Consider the following 15,797-nt stretch of genomic DNA (forward strand, 5'->3'; position numbering starts at 1 on the left):
GGAACCTCGTTCTGCGCGGTCATCCCTTCACCGCGCCCTGCAGACCGTTGACGATGCGCTTCTGCATCGCCAGGAAGAACACCAGCGCCGGGATCATGGCGAGGGTGGTGAAGGCGAAGACGCCGGCCGTGTCGGACGAGTGCTCGGACGAGAAGTCCGCGACGCCGAGCGGGAGCGTCTTCATGTCGCCCTGCAGCAGGAGCAGCGGGAGCAGGTAGGCGTTCCACGACCCGACGAAGGCGAGCACGCCGACGGTGACCATGCCCGGGCCGGACAGCGGCAGGAGGATCCGCCAGAAGAAGCCGATCCGGCTGGTGCCGTCGAGCTGGGCGGCCTCCTCGAGCTCCTTCGGCAGCGCCTGGAGGAACGGGCGCAGGATGACGACCGTCATCGGCAGGGCGAACGCCGCCTGGGGCAGCGCGACGCCCCACCAGGTGTTGCCCAGCCCGAAGTTCTGGGTGAGCAGGATGAACAGGGGCACCACGGCCACGGTCGCGGGGAAGAGCAGCCCCGCGACGAACACCATGAACAGCACCTCGCGGCCCTTGAACGCGTACCGCGCCAGGGGGTAGGCCGCCATGACGCCGAAGACGACGACCAGCGCCGTCGTGACGACGGCGACGACGACCGAGTTGAGCGTGTACTGCCAGAAGTCCGGGTTGGTGACGACGCCGGTGTAGTTGCTGACGACCCACGGGTCGGGCAGCGATGCCGGGGACTCGGCGAGCTGGGCGTTGCTGCGGAACCCGCCGAGCACGCCGTAGACGACCGGCCCGAGGGTCGCGCAGACCACCACGAACGCGACCGCGTACACGACCGGGTTGCCGCCCTGGAACCTGCCCGCGCTCCCGCGGCGACGGCGTCGGACCGCCGTCGTCGGCGCGGCGGGTGTCTGAGTCGACGTGGTCATCACGCCACCCCCTTGGCGTCTCGGCTGAGGAAGAGTCGCTGGTAGAGCACCGCCATCACGAGCGCGATCACGAAGAGGACCACGGAGGCGGCGCCGGCGATCCCGAAGTTGTTGCTCCGGGTGCCCTCGTTCACGAGGAAGATCGCCATGGTGCTCGTGGCGTTGGCCGGACCGCCCTTGGTGAGGATCCAGACCATGTCGAAGAGCTGCAGCGACCCGATCATGGACAGGAAGGCCCAGGTCCGGATCGTCGGGCCGAGCAGCGGGATCGTGATCTTGCGCTGCACCTGCCACCACGAGGCACCGTCGAGCTGGGCGGCCTCGTACAGCTCCTCGGGCACGCCCTGGAGACCGGCGAGGAAGAGGATCACGGCGAGGCCGATGAACTTCCACGTCAGGATGCCCATGACGGTCCACAGCGCCAGGTCGACGTCCCCGAGCCAGCCCTGGGCCGGCGGTTCGAGGCCGACGGCGCTGATCAGCGTGTCGAGCAGGCCGTACTGCGGCTGCAGGAGCTGGAACCAGATGACGCCGGCGACGACCTCGGCGAGGACGTACGGCACGAAGATGATCGTGCGCAGCGCACCCTGGCCCCACATCTTGCGGTTGAGCAGGAGCGCGATCGCGAGGCCGAGCGGCAGCTGGATGGCGATCGACGCGGCCACGATGAACAGGTTGTTGAGCAGGGAGTCGAGGAACACGTCGTCGGTGAGCACCGAGACGTAGTTGCCGATCCCGACGAAGTCCTCCATCGGCCCGCGGCCGTTCCACCGGTACGCCGACATCTGGACGGCGGTGAGGATCGGCCACACCACGAAGACGGCGAGCATCGCCAGGGCCGGCGTCACGAAGAACGCGATCTCCAGACGCTTGCGAAGTGTCGAGTCAGCCGCCCGCCGACCCCCCGCCGGACGTCCGGCTGCCGGACGACCCTGGGGGGTCGTCCCGGCAGCCGGACCGGAGGAGGGGGCAGGCGACGCGGTGGCCGTCGGGACGGCTGCGTCGTCCGCCATCGTGCTCACCCCTGCGACGCCGCGGCTTCTTCGATGGCGTCGACGACGTCCTGCGGGCCGGCCTCGCCGGCGAACAGCAGGGCGATCTCGTCGTTCATCGCGCCACCCACGGACTGGCCGAGGCGGGTGTCCAGGTAGAGCTGGGTCTCGCCGCCGCCGTCGCGGACGGGGATGAGCTGCGCCAGCGTCTCGTTGGACAGGGAGTCCGTCGCGGCCGGGTTCGTCGGCAGGCCCATGTCGAGCTCGGCGAAGCCCTGCTGGACCTCGTCCGAGAGCAGGTACGCGGCGAAGTCGACCGCCTCGTCCGGAGCGTCGGCGGACACCGCCCAGGCGTCGCCACCGCCCATCTGGTCGGCCGGGTCGCCGGCCTGGCCCTCGAAGGTCGGGAAGGCGAACCAGCCCATCCAGTCGGGCACCTGCTCGTCCTCGCGCAGGCCGCCGACGACACCGGGCTCCCAGTGACCGGCGAGCTCCATGCCCACCTTCTCGGCGGCGAGCAGGCCGGACGCGGACGTCGGGCCGTCCTGCGCCCCGGTGGCCAGGAAGCCCGGGTTGAAGGGCTCCTGGTCGAGGATCGCCTGGACGTTCTCGCCGGCGGCGAGGAAGCACTCGTCGGAGTAGTCGCCGCTCTCGATGGCGGCCTCGACGGTGTCGAACTCGCACTCGCGGACGACGCCGTAGTACCAGTAGTGCGCGGCGGGCCACTTGTCCCCGGCCCCGACGGAGATCGGGTCGATCCCCGCCGCCTGGAGCTGCTCGACGTAGCCGGAGAACTCCTCGAACGTGGGGTCCGGGGAGACGTCGTCGATGCCGGCCTCGGCGAAGAGGTCCTTGTTGTACCAGAACCCGACGATGCCCATGGAGAAGGGCAGGGCGTAGACGCCGTCGTCGATCGTGTACTGGCCGGTGAAGCCCGAGATGGTGTCGATGGTCTCGGCGGCGTCGTCGCTGAGGTCGCGCAGCAGCCCGGCGTCGACGTCGTTCTGCAGCTCACCGCCGCCACGGCTCATGAAGACGTCCGGGACGTCGGTCCCGGCCTGCATGGCGGCCTGGAGCTTGGTGACCATGTCCTCGTGCTGCATGGCCTCGACCTGGACGGTGACCCCGGGGTTCGCCTCGGAGAAGTCGGCAGCGACCTGGTCGTAGTACTCCTTGCCCTCACCGGTGTTGGAGTTGTGCCACCACTCGAGGGTGACCTCCCCTCCCTCGGAGGCGGCGGCAGAGCCGCCGTCGTCGGTCGACTCCTGGTCGGCCGTGCCCTGGCCGGCGCAGGCACCGGCCAGCAGCGCGACGCTCGCACCCAGAGCGACGGCAGATGCACCTCGCGTTGTCCTCGTCATCGTGAACCCCTCGGTCGTCTTCGACGGTGGATCGACTGCTCGGGCGACGCCTCGTGCCCGCCCGGCCGAGCACCACTCTGGCAAAGCGGCGTCACGTTCGTCAATCGTTTTCGATAACGATTTCGTGATGACGTCCCGCCGATGTCTCCCCGGCGGCGGTGACGGATACTGTCTGACTGTGAGCACCGCCGCCGAGCCTCCGACACCGAGCACCCGTCCCGCTGCCCCCGCAGGACGCGTGACGATCTCCGACGTCGCGCGCGCCGCCGGCGTCTCCGTCGCGACCGTGTCCAAGGTCGTGAACAACCGCTACGGGGTCTCCCCCGCCACCGCGGAGCGGGTCCTCGGCGTCGTCGCCGAGCTGGGGTACGAGTCCTCCCTGGTCGCCCGCAGCCTGCGGCAGCAGTCGACGAACGTCGTCGGGGTGCTGGTCGCCGGCTTCGAGCCGTACTCCACCGAGCTGCTCAAGGGGATCTCCAGCGCCGTGGAGGGCACCGGCTACGAGCTCCTCGCCTACTCCGGCGGGTCCGACGGCGGGTCCATGGTGGGCTGGGAGCGCCGGTCGCTGTCCCGGCTGGCCGGGACGCTCATCGACGCCGCGATCGTGGTCACCCCGACCCTGGTGCTGACCGAGGCGCAGGGCATCCCCGTCGTCGCCATCGACCCGCACACGGGCCCGGAGGGCACCCCGACCGTCGACAGCGACAACACCTCCGGTGCGCGGGAGGCCGTCGAGCACCTGATCGGGCTCGGCCACCGTCGCATCGCCCACCTCGGGGGCCGCACGGACCTGGAGTCCGCCCGGCTGCGCGAGCTCGGCTACCGGCAGGCCCTCGCGGCGGCCGGGATCGAGGTCGACCCGGACTGGGTCCGGGTGGGCGGCTACTGGCCGGAGACCGCCGACGCCCCGGCCCGCGAGCTGCTGGACCCGCCGTCCGGCGAGCGCCCCACCGCGGTCTTCGCGGCCAACGACCAGTCCGCGATCCACGTGCTGGAGGTGGCGGCCGAGAAGGGTCTGCGCGTCCCGGAGGACCTGTCCGTGGTCGGGTTCGACGACATCCCCGAGTCCGCCTCGTGCACCCCGCCGCTGACGACCGTCGCCCAGCCGCTGCACCGCATGGGCGCCGAGGCGCTGCGCATGGTGCTCGACCTGCTGCAGGGGACGCCGCGCGAGCAGCACCTGCGGCTGCCGACGTCGCTCGTCGTCCGGTCCAGCACGGGTCCCGCCCCCTCGCCGAGGTAGGCAGCTCCCGGCCGAGGTAGGCAACCTCCGGCCGAAGTAGGCAACCTCCGGCCCAGGTAGGCAACCTCGGGCCCAGGTAGGCAGCTCCCGGCCGAGGTAGGCAACCTCGGACCCAGGTAGGCAACCTCGGACCCAGGTAGGCAACCTCGGGCCCAGGTAGGCAGCTCCCGGCCGAGGTAGGCAACCTCGGACCCAGGTAGGCAACCTCGGGCCCAGGTAGGCAACCTCGGACCCAGGTAGGCAGCTCCCGGCCGAGGTAGGCAACCTCCGGCCGACGTAGGCCGATCCACGTCGGTCCAGGTAGCCGGGGTGGCGAGTCCGCGTCGGCCGAGAGGGACCGCCCTCCGGGAGATCCGACGTCGGACGAACCGTTGCTCGCCTACCTCACGGTCGGCTTGCCTACCTCGCCGCAAGGTTGCCTACGTCGGCGAAGAGTTGCCTACCTCGGCGCGAAAACGCCTACCTCGCGGAGGAGTTGCCTACCTGGCGAGTCAGACGAGCCGGTAGCCCATCCCCCGCACCGTCTCGATGCGCTCCGTCCCGATCTTGCGGCGCAGGTAGCGCACGTACACGTCGACGACGTTCGAGCCCGGGTCGAAGTCGTAGCCCCACACCCGGGACAGCAACTGCTCGCGCGAGAGCACCCGGCCCGGGTTGCGCAGGAACACCTCGGCCAGCGCGAATTCCCGCGCGGACAGGTCGACGGCGCGCCCGTCGACCGTGATGCGCCGCGCGCCGAGATCGAGGCCGACCCCGCCGTGCTCCAGCACCTCCCGCTCGGCACGCCCCGGGTCCCGCAGCCGCAGCCGGATCCGCGCCAGCAGCTCCTCGAAGCCGAACGGCTTGGCCATGTAGTCGTCGGCACCCCCCTCCAGCCCGGTGACCCGGTCCGTGATGGAGTCCCGGGCGGTGAGGATGATGACCGGCATCGACGACCCCGCGCCCCGCAGCCGGGACAGCACCTCGAACCCGTCGATCTCCGGCAGCCCGATGTCGAGCACCATGAGGTCGTACTCGCCGCCGAGGGCGTGCTGCACCGCCGACAGCCCGTCCGACACCACCGTCGGGGCGAACCCGTGGGCCCGGAGCCCCTTGCGCACGAACTGCGCGATGCGGTCCTCGTCCTCGGCCACCAGGATCCTGCTCACCCGTCCGCCCTCTCGTCCGTCCCGCCGTCCGTCGCGCCGTCCACCGGCCAGGCCAGGGTGACCTGCAGGCCGTGCTCGGCCGCGCCGTCGTGCGCCGCGACCCCGGGCCCGGCGGCCACGGTCCCGCCGTGCCCGGTGGCGACGGCCGCCACGATCGCCAGGCCCAGCCCCGAGCCTCGCACGTCCGGCTCGCCGACCCGCACGAACCGCTCGAAGATGCGTTCCCGGTCGGCCGGCGCCACCCCCGGCCCCTCGTCGCGGACCCACAGCCGCGCGGTGGAGCCGACGACGGCGCTGCCGACCGCGATCCGGGTCCCGGGCCGGGAGAACTTCACGGCGTTGTCGGCGAGCTGGAGCACGGCCTGGGTGAGTCGCTGCTCGTCGCCGGGCACCTGCCCCTCCGCCCGGGCGTCCACCAACCAGGTCCGGTCGCCCAGCGCCCGGGCCTTGTCCAGCACGTCGTCGGTCAGCGGTCCCAGGTCCACCTCGCCGGGCACGACGAAGTCCGGTCGCTCGGACTTGGCCAGCAGCACCAGGTCCTCGACGATCCGGCTCATCCGACGTGTCTCGTCCAGCAGCAGGGCGCGCGTCTCGGCTACGTCGGCCGGGTCGTCGGGCTCCAGCAGCTCCAGGTGGCCGCGCAGCACCGTCAGGGGCGTGCGCAGCTCGTGACCGGCGTCGTCCAGGAACTGCCGCTGGGCCTCGAAGGCGGCGGCGAGCCGGTCCAGCATCGTGTTGAACGCCCGCCCCAGCGTGGCGACGTCGTCCTCGCCGTGCACCGGTGCCCGCCGGGTCAGGTCGTCCCCTCCGACCTGCTGCGCCGTCGCCGACAGCAGCTCGAGCGGATGCAGCAGCCGCCCGACGACCCACCACGCGACGGCGCCCACCAGCACCAGGGTGCCGAGCGAGACGAGCACGAAGGTCTGCCGCAGCTCGCGCTGCGCGGCCAGCGCACGGTCCGTGCCCACCCCGACCACGTACGCGCCGTACTCGGCGCTGCCCTCGACGTGCACCGGCACGACGATGACGTGCATCTGCCCGACATCGGTCTCGATCCAGTCCTCGAGCACCCGTTGGGTCCGCGGCCCGACGCGGTCCACGAGCTCCTGCAGCTCCGCGTCCTCGAGGACGGCACCCGCCCACGACGGCGAGTAGAGCTCCGCCTCGCCCTCGACGAAGGTCACGAGCATCTCGTCGGCGCCGGGCACGTTGCGCTCGATCGCGATCCGCAACAGCTGTTCGACGCTGGTGAAAGCCTCGCCGGTGTCGGGGTCGATGCCCCGCTCGGCGAGCACCCGGAACTCCTGCACCTCCTGCTCGAGCTCGCTGTCGATCCGGTCGAGCACGGCGCGCGTCTGGATCGCGTCCGTCACCACCCACGCCACCGCCATCCCCAGGGCGGACATCACCAGCACCGACAGCACGACCTTGCTGCGCACCGACAACGCCGACGGCCGCCACCAGCGACGGCGGGAGCTCACCCCGGCACCCCGCCCAGCCAGCGTTCGACGGCGTCCAGACGGCGAGAGGTCTGGTGCGGCCAGTCGGCCTCCTGGACCCGGTGCGGACCCGTGGCCAGGGACAGCAGGACACCGCCGACCCGCGCCGACAGCTCGACCGGGTCCACGACGCCGGCGAACCCGGCCGCGTACTCGATCGCCAGGGCGTGCAGGCGCTCGCTGTCCCATCCCCGCAGCAGCGACAGCGTCTCGACGTGAGCGACCAGGCACGCGAGATCGTCGGCCCGCCGTCCCGGACCGGCCGAGTCGACGTCCAGCAACCCCGTGATGCGACCGCCGGCCAGCATGATCTGCGCCTCGTACAGGTCACCGTGCGTCGGGTCCTCGGCCCGCTGGTCGGCGATCCGGGTCACGATCGTCTCCGCCAGGTGCAGGGCGCGCTCCGCCTCCGCGGGCATCGCGGCGGCGATGACCGAGGCGTAGTGCCCCGCGTTCTCGCTCCAGGACGTGCGCAGCGGCAGCTCGGCGACGCTGTCCGGCAGCCGGTCGAGCATCGCGACCACCTCGGCGGCGGTCGGCACCGGGCCCCCGTCGCGCACGGCGTGCCGCATCGACTCACCCGTCAGCGGGGCGATGACCAGCAGGCCGTCGGCGTTGCGACCCAACGGCTTGGGCACGGGCAGTCCCGCGCCGGCCAGGAGCGCGTGCCGGGCGTGCAGGTCGTCGACCTTCTCGGGACGCACCACCTTGAGGAAGACGCGCGCACCCGGTGTGCTGGCCTCGATCACCGCCCGGCGGGTCGGACGGTACGCCCGCACCTTCAGCGTCACCGGGCCCCGCGCCACCTCGGGGACGCCCAGGTCCCCCAGCAGGGTCGCCACCGCCTCGGCGTCGTAGGCGGTCGCCAGCGCCGGCAGCGCCGGGTCGCCCGGGAACCGCCACACCGCGACCGCGTGCTCGCCGTCGTCCAGCGTGAGCACGCCGGGGACCTGCTGGTCCCCCGGGCGCCCGAGGGAGGCCCCGAGCGTCTCCGTGCGCACCCGTCCCGGGTCGGTGCCGTCCGCCCAGCGCACCCGCGCGCGGTAGGCGACCGTCGTCGAACGGCCCGGGCGGTGGTCCACCTGCCGGACCGACCAGTCGACGAGCTCTCCGCCCGCGGTGGAGACCGCGGTCGCGAGCAGCTCGGTCGCCTCCTCGCCCGTCAGCAGGTCCAGGTCGTTCTGTGCCATCGGACCATCCTCGCCAGAACCGGCGTTCAGCGCGCGCGCAGCACGCCGGTCCAGGAGACGGGACGAGGAGGACACGGGTTCAGCGGCCGGAGTCCGCGGACTGCGCGGACTGCGCGGACTGCGCGGACTGCGCGGACTCGGCGCTCTGAGCGGACTCGGCGCTCTCGGCGCTCTGGGAGGACTGAGCGCTCTGGGCGCTCTGCGCCTGCTGCGGGGCGGGCGAGGCACTCTGCGCGGTCGCCGAGTCGGCGGACGCCGGCGAGGGGTCCGTGACGTCCGTCGACGCCGGCCCCGACGGGTCGGAGGAGCCGTCCGCCGGGTCGTCGCCGCCGCGATCGTCGGCCAGCGTGACCGCGGCGACGCTGTCGGCGGTGTCGACCTGCTCGTCCAGGCCGGCGGCAGCAGCACTGACGGCGCCGACGCCCAGGGCGGCGGCGGTCCCGACGACGATCCAACGCTTCTTCACGGACGGCTTCATGACTTCTCCTCAGAGGTTCGGACGGCCCGCTTCCTGCGGACGATCCCATCCTGCAACCCCGGTATGAGACGTTGCGGAGACGGCGATGAGAGCTCTCTCATCTCACTCCGGCCGCAGGCCTCCCGGCGTTCCTGCCCGGACGACGGCGGCCCGCGACCGCCGTGTCGGCAGGCCGCGGGCCGCGGTGGCGATCTGGTCGCCGGTCAGTCGCCGGAGTCGGCCGACTCGCCGCTGTCGGCGGACTCCGCACTCTCGGCCGATTCCGCGCTCTGCGCGGACTGGACCGGCGACGCCGCCGCCGACACCGGGGACTCCGCCGACGCGGCCGACGGCACCGCCTGCGCGGACTGCGCGGACTGCGCGGACTGCGCGGACTGCGCGGAGCGCTCCTCTGGCGCCGGCGCCGCGGACTCCGCCGACGGTGCCGACTGCGCGGACTGCTTCGGCGCGGTGGCCGGGGAGTCGGCGCTGCGCGCCGACCGGGCGCTCTGGGCGCTCTGGGCGTCGGGCCCGGAGCGGGCGCTCTGAGCCGACCCCGTCCCGGCGCGCTGGGTCGCGGCCCCTGCTGACTGAGCGGACCGCGCCGACTGAGCGGACCGCGCCGACGTCGTGCTCGTCACCGATCCGGCCACGTCCGTGGCAGCGGGCGACGGCGGCGCCCCGGCACTGCTGGTCCCGCCGTCACCGTCGTCGCCGAGGGCCGCGGCCCTGTCGGCCGCCGAGATCGTCACCGCTGCGGCGCTCTCACCGAGCGGCAACGTGCCGAACAGTCCGGTCCCTGCGGCACCCACGGCGCCGACTCCCAGCACGGCGGCGGTTCCCACGGCCCATCGCTTCGTCACGGTCGGATTCATGTCGTCTCCTCACCTCGCTCCGAGTCCTGCGGTCGACACCACCGTGCGGGCTGGGCATGAGAGGAGCAGGAACGTTCGATGAGAGAGTTCTCATCCACGACGACGTCCTGTCAGGACGACGGACGCCCCCGCACCCTGAGGGGTGCGGGGGCGTCCGGTCGCGCCGGGCCGATCAGGAACCGAACATCTCCTTGAGCTCGCGGGTCTCGGCGTCCGACATGTTGGAGCTGATCAGGGTCGCCTTGAGACCGTGCAGGCGCTCGCGGAAACGGTCCGGGTCGCCCTGCTCGGAGATGAGGAACAGGCCGGAGGTCCCGGGCACGATCTCGGCCCGGATCCGCTCGAGGTCGTCCTTCTTGATGCCGGTGCTCGACAGCGCGCGGCTGAGCCCGCCGATCGCGGCCCCCGCGACGGCACCGACGACGGGGATGAAGAACAGGGCGCCGATCAGGAGGCCCCACAGCGCGCCCCAGCCCCCGGACCTCGCGGCGTCGTCGTTCACCCCGTGGGTCTTCGGTTGGCTCTCGCCCTCGGGCCACTCGACGACCGCGTGGTCGACCAGCGTGATCAGGCCCTCCGAGGCGGCATCCTTGACGATGCGGGCGGCCTTGCCGGCGCCCTCCGGATCGTCGAACTTCCAGACGGTGAACATGGCCATGCGGGGTCCTTCCTCCGTGCGTCACGACCGGGCCCTTTCCCGGCCGGTTCCGATCCTGGCACCAGCGCAGGGCGGGCGCCACAGGGGACGAACCGGACGGGTAAGCGCTCACCGTGCGGACCGCACGAGCACGCGGCCCCCGCGGTCACTACGGTAGGCGTCATGACGACCTCCCCTGTCGACGCCACCACCACGCCCGCCTGGGGCGAGCTGCTGCGCCACCACCAGGAGTTCCGGGGTGACCTGCGCGGATGGTTCGCCACCGACCCGGGGCGCGCCGAGCGGTTCAGCCACACGACGGGCGACCTGATGGTCGACCTGTCCAAGAACCTGGCGACCGACGAGACGTTCGAGCTGCTGGTCCGGCTCGCGCGGGAGGTGAACCTTCCTGATCGCATCGAGGCGATGTTCAGCGGCGAGCACATCAACGTCACCGAGGACCGCGCCGTGCTGCACACCGCCCTGCGCCGCGCGCCCGGCACCGAGCCGCCACTCGTCGTGGACGGTCAGGAGATCGACGTCGACGTCGCCCGCGAGCTCGAGAAGGTCGCCGCGTTCGCCGAGCAGGTGCGCTCCGGCGAGTGGAGCGGCATCACCGGCAAGCCGGTGCGCACGGTCGTCAACATCGGCATCGGCGGCTCCGACCTCGGGCCGGTCATGGTCTACGAGGCGTTGAAGCCGTACGGCCGCGAGGACCTCGAGGTCCGGTTCGTGTCCAACATCGACCCGACGGACCTCGCCCAGAAGACCGCCGACCTGGACCCCGAGACGACGCTGTTCATCGTCGCCTCCAAGACCTTCGGCACCCTGGAGACCCTGACCAACGCGCGCATGGCCCGCGCCTGGTTGTGGGACCGGCTGCACGCCGTCGGCGCCATCGAGGACGACCACGACGCCCAGCAGGCCGCCGTGCGCGCCCACTTCGTGGCCGTCTCCACCGCGCTGGACAAGGTCGAGGCGTTCGGCATCGACCCGGCGAACGCGTTCGGGTTCTGGGACTGGGTCGGCGGCCGCTACTCCGTCGACTCCGCGATCGGCACGTCGCTGGCCGTCGCGTTCGGCCCGGACGTCTTCCGCGAGCTGCTCGCGGGCTTCCGCGCCGTCGACGAGCACTTCCGCAGCACGCCGCTGGAGCAGAACGTGCCCGCGCTGATGGGTCTGCTCAACGTCTGGTACACGAACTTCCTCGGCGCGCACACCCACGCGGTGCTCCCCTACGCCCAGCAGCTGCACCGGTTCCCCGCCTACCTGCAGCAGCTCACGATGGAGTCCAACGGCAAGTCGGTGCGCTGGGACGGCTCGGACGTGACGACGCAGACGGGCGAGGTCTTCTGGGGCGAGCCGGGCACCAACGGCCAGCACGCCTTCTATCAGCTCATCCACCAGGGCACCCGGACGATCCCCGCGGACTTCATCGCCTTCGCCACGCCCGCCTACCCCCTGACCGACGACGCCGGCGACGGCAAGGCCGTGGCCGCCGGCGCCGACGTGCACGAGCTGTTCCTCGCGAACTTCTTCGCGCAGACCAAGGCGCTCGCCTTCGGCAAGACCGCCGACGAGGTCCGGGCCGAGGGCACCGCCGAGGAGCTGGTCAGCGCCCGCACCTTCTCCGGCAACCGGCCCACGACGTCGATCATGGCGCCCGCGCTCACGCCGTCCGTGCTGGGGCAGCTCGTCGCGCTGTACGAGCACATCACGTTCGTCGAGGGCGTCGTGTGGGGCATCGACTCCTTCGACCAGTGGGGCGTCGAGCTCGGCAAGAAGCTCGCGCTGGAGGTCGCCCCCGCCGTGTCCGGGGACGACGCCGCGCTGGCTGACCAGGACGCCTCGACGCGCCGCCTCGTGGAGTACTACCGCGCCCACCGCGCCTGAGCCGGGCCGCCGCCGCGCCGTGTCCGTGCCGCTCGACCCCCGGGCGATCCTCGCGGGACGTCCCACCGCCCGCCCCTCGGTCGGCGTGGTGGTGACCGTCGCCGTGTCGTCGGTGTGCCTGCTCGTGGCGCTGGCGCTCCTGCTGCGCGGCGGCGCGACCGGCGTGGCGACCGCCGTCGTGCTGGCGCTCGTCCCCCTGCCGCTGCTGCTGGCCGGCATCCTCGCGCTGGACCGCCTCGAGCCCGAGCCGCCCGACGCCCTCGTCGCCGCGTTCGGCTGGGGCGCGGGCGTCGCCGTCCTGCTCGCGACCGTCGTCAACACCGCCGGCCTCGACCTGGTGTGGCGGCCGATGCTCGGCGCCGAGCTCGGGCTGTACGCCACGGCGTCGCTCACCGCGCCCGTGGTCGAGGAGCTGGCCAAGGGCGCGGTGCTCGTCGGGCTGCTGTGGTTCCGCCGCCACGAGCTGAACGGCCCCACCGACGGGATCATCTACGGGTCCATGGTCGCGCTCGGGTTCGCCACCGTGGAGAACATCAGCTACTACGCCTTCGCCCCGGAGGGCGCCCTGGCGTGGACGTTCGTCCTGCGCGGCGTCGTCTCCCCGCTCCTGCACCCCCTGTGCACGGCACTGATCGGCGTGGGCGTCGCGACGGCGGCGCTGCGTCCGCGGGGCCGACGCGTACTGCCGGTCGTGGCCGGGTTCGCGGGGGCCGTCGCGCTGCACGCCGTGTGGAACGCCTCGACCGCGGCCGGCCTCGTCGGCGTCGGGCTGGCCTATCTGCTCGGCGTCGGGGTGCTCGTGGGACTCGGTGTGGTGCTGCACCGCGACCGGCGCCGCATCGTCGGCCTCGTGCAGCAGCACCTGCCGCAGTACGCCGCGCTCGGCGTCGTCGCCCCCGGTGACCTCCGCATGCTGTCGTCGTTGCGGACCCGGCGTCTCGCGCGCGAACAGGTGCGCAGCACCCGAGGCCACGGCCCGGCCCGCGCGCTGGCGGACTACCAGCAGGCCGCGACCGAGCTGGCGATGCTGCACCGCCGGTACGGCCTGGGCCTCGTGCCCGACGACGAGTTCGTGGCCCGGCGCGACCCCTTGCTGCTGCTCATGGGGCACGCGCGCGCCGTCTTCGTGCGCTGAGCGGGCGTCCGGTCAGGCGCCGGCCAGCCCCAGGAACTCCGCCACCCGGTCCGTCGCCGGACGGTCCCGCAGGGTGTCCGGGGTGTCGACCTGCAGCAGCCGGCCGGCGTCCATGACGGCGACGCGGTCGGCCACGGTGAACGCCTCAGTGTGGTCGTGCGTGACGAACACCGCCGTCGTGCCCGTGGACCGCAAGGTGTCGCGCACGTCGATCGCGAGCTTCTCGCGCAGCTGCCGGTCCAGGGCGGACAGCGGCTCGTCCAGCAGCAGCAGCCGCGGCCGCGGGGCCAGCGCCCGGGCGAGCGCCACCCGCTGCTTCTCCCCGCCGGACAGCGTCGCCACGGCGCGGCGCCCGTAGCCGGCGAGCCCGACGTCCTCGAGCAGCTCGGCCACCCGCGCCCGCTGCTCGGCGGCCGGCACGCCCTGCATCTCCAGGCCGTAGGCGACGTTGCGCCCGACGTCCCGGTGCGGGAACAGCTGGCCGTCCTGGAACAGCAGCCCGAACCCGCGCCGGTGCACCGGCACCCGGACCAGGTCCTGCCCGCCGAACGTCACGGTGCCGGCCGCCAGCGGCTCGAGCCCCGCCACCGCGCGCAGCAGGGACGACTTGCCGCAGCCGCTGGGGCCGAGCAGCGCGACGATCTCCCCCACGGAGACGTCGAGGGAGACGTGGTCGACCGCCGTCGTGCCCGCGTCGCGGCGCGTGCCCTCGTAGCGCACGACGGCGTCGCGCACGGTCAGGCCCTCGGCCCCGGCCATCAGAACTCCCCTCCGCCCGCGTCACCGCGCAGGCGCTCCGCCACCATCATGACCGTCGCGGTGAGCACCGCGAGCACGACCGACGCCGCGAGCGCCATGCCGTAGTTCTCCGCGCCCGGCTGCCCGATGAGCCGGTAGATGACCACGGGCAGCGTCGCGGTGTCCGGGCGGGCGAGGAACGACGTCGCGCCGAACTCGCCCAGCGACACAGCGAACGCGAACCCGATGGCCAGCCCGAGCGAACGGGCCGTCAGAGGCCCGTCGACGGTGCACAGCACCCGACCGGGCGCTGCCCCCAGCGTGGCGGCGACCTCCCGCAGCCGGGGGTCGATGGCTCGCAGCACGGGCAGGACGGTGCGCACCACCAGCGGGATCGCCACGACGGCCTGGGCGATCGGCACCAGCAGCCCGGAGGTGCGCAGGTCGACGTCGAACCCGAGCGGGCGGTCCAGGGTGATGAGGAACCCGAAGCCGACCGTCACGGCCGAGACGCCGAGCGGCAGCATGAACACGGCGTCGAGCGTCCCGACGGCGCGGCGCAGCCCGGGCGAGCGGGGCCGGCGCGAGACGACGAGGGCGACCAGCCCGCCGACGACGACGGCGATGACGGCCGCGACGGCGGCGGTGCGCAACGAGTTCGCCGTCGCCTCCCACACCGTCACCGACAGCGCGTTGCGGCCGCCGGTCGTCCCCAGCGCGACGTAGTTGTCCAGCCCCCAGCTACCGTCCGGGGCGCGCAGCGAACGGGCCACCAGACCCGCCAGCGGCGTCACGACCAGCAGGCCGACCACGACGAGCGTCGCCAGGGCCGGCACGGCGTCGGAGGCCCGGCGCCAGGAGAACCGGTGAGCGGCGGAGCGGTCGCTGCTCAGGTGCAGGGCGCGTTCGCGCCGGGCGCGCAGCCGGGCACTGACCAGCAACGCCCCGGTGACGACGACGAGCTGCAGGATGCTGAGCACCGCGGCCGCGCGCAGGTCGAGGAACTGGGTGGTGCGGATCCAGATCTCGGTCTCGATCGTGCCGTAGCGCATCCCGCCGAGGACGAGGACGACGCCGAACGCCGTCGCGCAGAACAGGAACACCACGGCGGCCGCGGACGCGATCGCGGGCCCGAGGGCGGGCAGCGTCACCGTGCGGAACGCCCGCCAGGGGCTGGCGCCGAGGGAGCGGGCCGCCTGCTCGGCACGCGGATCGAGCCGTTCCCAGAGCCCGCCGACCGTGCGCACCACGACGGCGTAGTTGAAGAACACCAGGGCGATCACGACCCCGGCGAACGACTCCTCGACGCCGAGCCAGCCGAACGTGCCCCCAGGGGCGAACAGCGCCCGGAAGGCCACGCCGACGACGACGGTCGGCAGCACGAACGGCACGGTCACCAGCCCGCGGACCAGCGTCCGGCCGGGGAACCGGCACCGGTACAGCACGTAGGCGCCGGGCAGCCCGAGCAGGACGGCCAGGGCGGTGCCGACGGTCGCCTGCGCCAGCGTCTGGCCCACCACGCGCCACGTGCGCGGCTGGGACAGGACCTCCCCGAACCCGGACAGGTCGAGCACCCGCGTGCCGCCGTCGTCGGCGAAGAAGCCCTGGACGACCAGGGCCGCGACGGGCCACGCGAAGAAGACCCCGAGGAACAGCAGGGGCAGCCCTGCGGCGAGGGCCCACCACAGCCAGGTCCCCGGGGCCGGTCGACGGCGGGGC

Annotated in this window: 14 protein-coding genes; 3 read left to right on the forward strand and 11 right to left on the reverse strand. The window is 73.0% G+C overall.

Features of this window, described 5'->3' with window-relative positions:
• Positions 1–19 precede the first annotated feature (19 nt).
• The 3 genes from PO879_RS14510 to PO879_RS14520 are packed head-to-tail and all read right to left on the reverse strand — an operon-like array spanning position 20 to position 3,263.
• Positions 20–910 (reverse strand): carbohydrate ABC transporter permease, encoded by an 891-nt coding sequence (locus tag PO879_RS14510; RefSeq protein WP_278235574.1) that lies wholly within the window; start codon positions 908–910, stop codon positions 20–22.
• Positions 910–1,923 carry a sugar ABC transporter permease gene (locus PO879_RS14515; protein WP_278235575.1) on the reverse strand — a complete coding sequence of 338 codons (1,014 nt, stop codon included), beginning with the start codon at positions 1,921–1,923 and terminating at the stop codon, positions 910–912. The genes PO879_RS14510 and PO879_RS14515 overlap by 1 nt, the downstream gene beginning before the upstream one ends.
• A gap of 5 nt (positions 1,924–1,928) precedes the next feature.
• Entirely contained in the window at positions 1,929–3,263 is a 1,335-nt protein-coding gene (locus PO879_RS14520; RefSeq protein WP_278235576.1) for an extracellular solute-binding protein, read from the reverse strand.
• Positions 3,264–3,501: 238 nt separating this feature from the next.
• Here PO879_RS14520 and PO879_RS14525 point away from each other — a divergent pair, with 238 nt between their 5' ends.
• Entirely contained in the window at positions 3,502–4,506 is a 1,005-nt protein-coding gene (locus PO879_RS14525; protein WP_278235577.1) for a LacI family DNA-binding transcriptional regulator, read from the forward strand.
• A gap of 491 nt (positions 4,507–4,997) precedes the next feature.
• Here PO879_RS14525 and PO879_RS14530 read toward each other — a convergent pair whose 3' ends face one another.
• From PO879_RS14530 to PO879_RS14555, 6 genes are all read right to left on the reverse strand, one after another.
• Positions 4,998–5,654 (reverse strand): response regulator transcription factor, encoded by a 657-nt coding sequence (locus PO879_RS14530; RefSeq protein WP_278235578.1) that lies wholly within the window; start codon positions 5,652–5,654, stop codon positions 4,998–5,000.
• A complete protein-coding gene (locus PO879_RS14535; protein WP_278235579.1) occupies positions 5,651–7,135 on the reverse strand; it encodes a HAMP domain-containing sensor histidine kinase in 1,485 nt (494 codons plus the stop codon). Before PO879_RS14535 ends, PO879_RS14530 begins: the two co-directional genes overlap by 4 nt.
• Complete coding sequence (locus PO879_RS14540; protein WP_278235580.1) at positions 7,132–8,343, reverse strand: phosphotransferase; 1,212 nt, start codon at positions 8,341–8,343, stop codon at positions 7,132–7,134. The genes PO879_RS14535 and PO879_RS14540 overlap by 4 nt, the downstream gene beginning before the upstream one ends.
• A gap of 79 nt (positions 8,344–8,422) precedes the next feature.
• A complete protein-coding gene (locus PO879_RS14545; RefSeq protein ID WP_278235581.1) occupies positions 8,423–8,821 on the reverse strand; it encodes a hypothetical protein in 399 nt (132 codons plus the stop codon).
• Positions 8,822–9,024: 203 nt separating this feature from the next.
• Positions 9,025–9,675 carry a hypothetical protein gene (locus PO879_RS14550; protein WP_278235582.1) on the reverse strand — a complete coding sequence of 217 codons (651 nt, stop codon included), beginning with the start codon at positions 9,673–9,675 and terminating at the stop codon, positions 9,025–9,027.
• A gap of 172 nt (positions 9,676–9,847) precedes the next feature.
• Positions 9,848–10,333: a DUF1269 domain-containing protein gene (locus PO879_RS14555; RefSeq protein ID WP_278235583.1), complete on the reverse strand. Its 486-nt coding sequence runs from the start codon at positions 10,331–10,333 to the stop codon at positions 9,848–9,850.
• 162 nt (positions 10,334–10,495) lie between these two features.
• Between PO879_RS14555 and pgi the strand changes: the two genes are divergently transcribed.
• Positions 10,496–12,205 carry a glucose-6-phosphate isomerase gene (pgi, locus tag PO879_RS14560; RefSeq protein ID WP_278235584.1) on the forward strand — a complete coding sequence of 570 codons (1,710 nt, stop codon included), beginning with the start codon at positions 10,496–10,498 and terminating at the stop codon, positions 12,203–12,205.
• A 25-nt stretch (positions 12,206–12,230) separates the two neighbouring features.
• Complete coding sequence (locus PO879_RS14565; RefSeq protein WP_278235585.1) at positions 12,231–13,340, forward strand: PrsW family intramembrane metalloprotease; 1,110 nt, start codon at positions 12,231–12,233, stop codon at positions 13,338–13,340.
• Positions 13,341–13,352: 12 nt separating this feature from the next.
• Here the strand turns inward: PO879_RS14565 and PO879_RS14570 are convergent, their stop codons facing one another.
• The gene (locus PO879_RS14570) at positions 13,353–14,099 is read right to left on the reverse strand and encodes an ABC transporter ATP-binding protein (RefSeq protein ID WP_347568603.1); all 747 of its coding nucleotides are present in this window, start codon (positions 14,097–14,099) and stop codon (positions 13,353–13,355) included.
• Positions 14,099–15,766: an iron ABC transporter permease gene (locus PO879_RS14575; protein ID WP_278237559.1), complete on the reverse strand. Its 1,668-nt coding sequence runs from the start codon at positions 15,764–15,766 to the stop codon at positions 14,099–14,101. The genes PO879_RS14570 and PO879_RS14575 overlap by 1 nt, the downstream gene beginning before the upstream one ends.
• Positions 15,767–15,797: the final 31 nt, after the last annotated feature.

The organism is Isoptericola sp. AK164, from assembly GCF_029643425.1.
GTDB lineage: Bacteria > Actinomycetota > Actinomycetes > Actinomycetales > Cellulomonadaceae > Isoptericola > Isoptericola haloaureus.

What these genes read in the sequence shown, in the direction of transcription:
- PO879_RS14510 (WP_278235574.1), bottom strand. Translation starts at nt 910, where the DNA reads ATGACCACGTCGACTCAGACACCCGCCGCGCCGACGACGGCGGTCCGA.
- PO879_RS14515 (WP_278235575.1), bottom strand. Translation starts at nt 1,923, where the DNA reads ATGGCGGACGACGCAGCCGTCCCGACGGCCACCGCGTCGCCTGCCCCC.
- PO879_RS14520 (WP_278235576.1), bottom strand. Translation starts at nt 3,263, where the DNA reads ATGACGAGGACAACGCGAGGTGCATCTGCCGTCGCTCTGGGTGCGAGC.
- PO879_RS14540 (WP_278235580.1), bottom strand. Translation starts at nt 8,343, where the DNA reads ATGGCACAGAACGACCTGGACCTGCTGACGGGCGAGGAGGCGACCGAG.
- PO879_RS14545 (WP_278235581.1), bottom strand. Translation starts at nt 8,821, where the DNA reads ATGAAGCCGTCCGTGAAGAAGCGTTGGATCGTCGTCGGGACCGCCGCC.
- PO879_RS14550 (WP_278235582.1), bottom strand. Translation starts at nt 9,675, where the DNA reads ATGAATCCGACCGTGACGAAGCGATGGGCCGTGGGAACCGCCGCCGTG.
- PO879_RS14555 (WP_278235583.1), bottom strand. Translation starts at nt 10,333, where the DNA reads ATGGCCATGTTCACCGTCTGGAAGTTCGACGATCCGGAGGGCGCCGGC.
- pgi (WP_278235584.1), top strand. Translation starts at nt 10,496, where the DNA reads ATGACGACCTCCCCTGTCGACGCCACCACCACGCCCGCCTGGGGCGAG.
- PO879_RS14570 (WP_347568603.1), bottom strand. Translation starts at nt 14,099, where the DNA reads ATGGCCGGGGCCGAGGGCCTGACCGTGCGCGACGCCGTCGTGCGCTAC.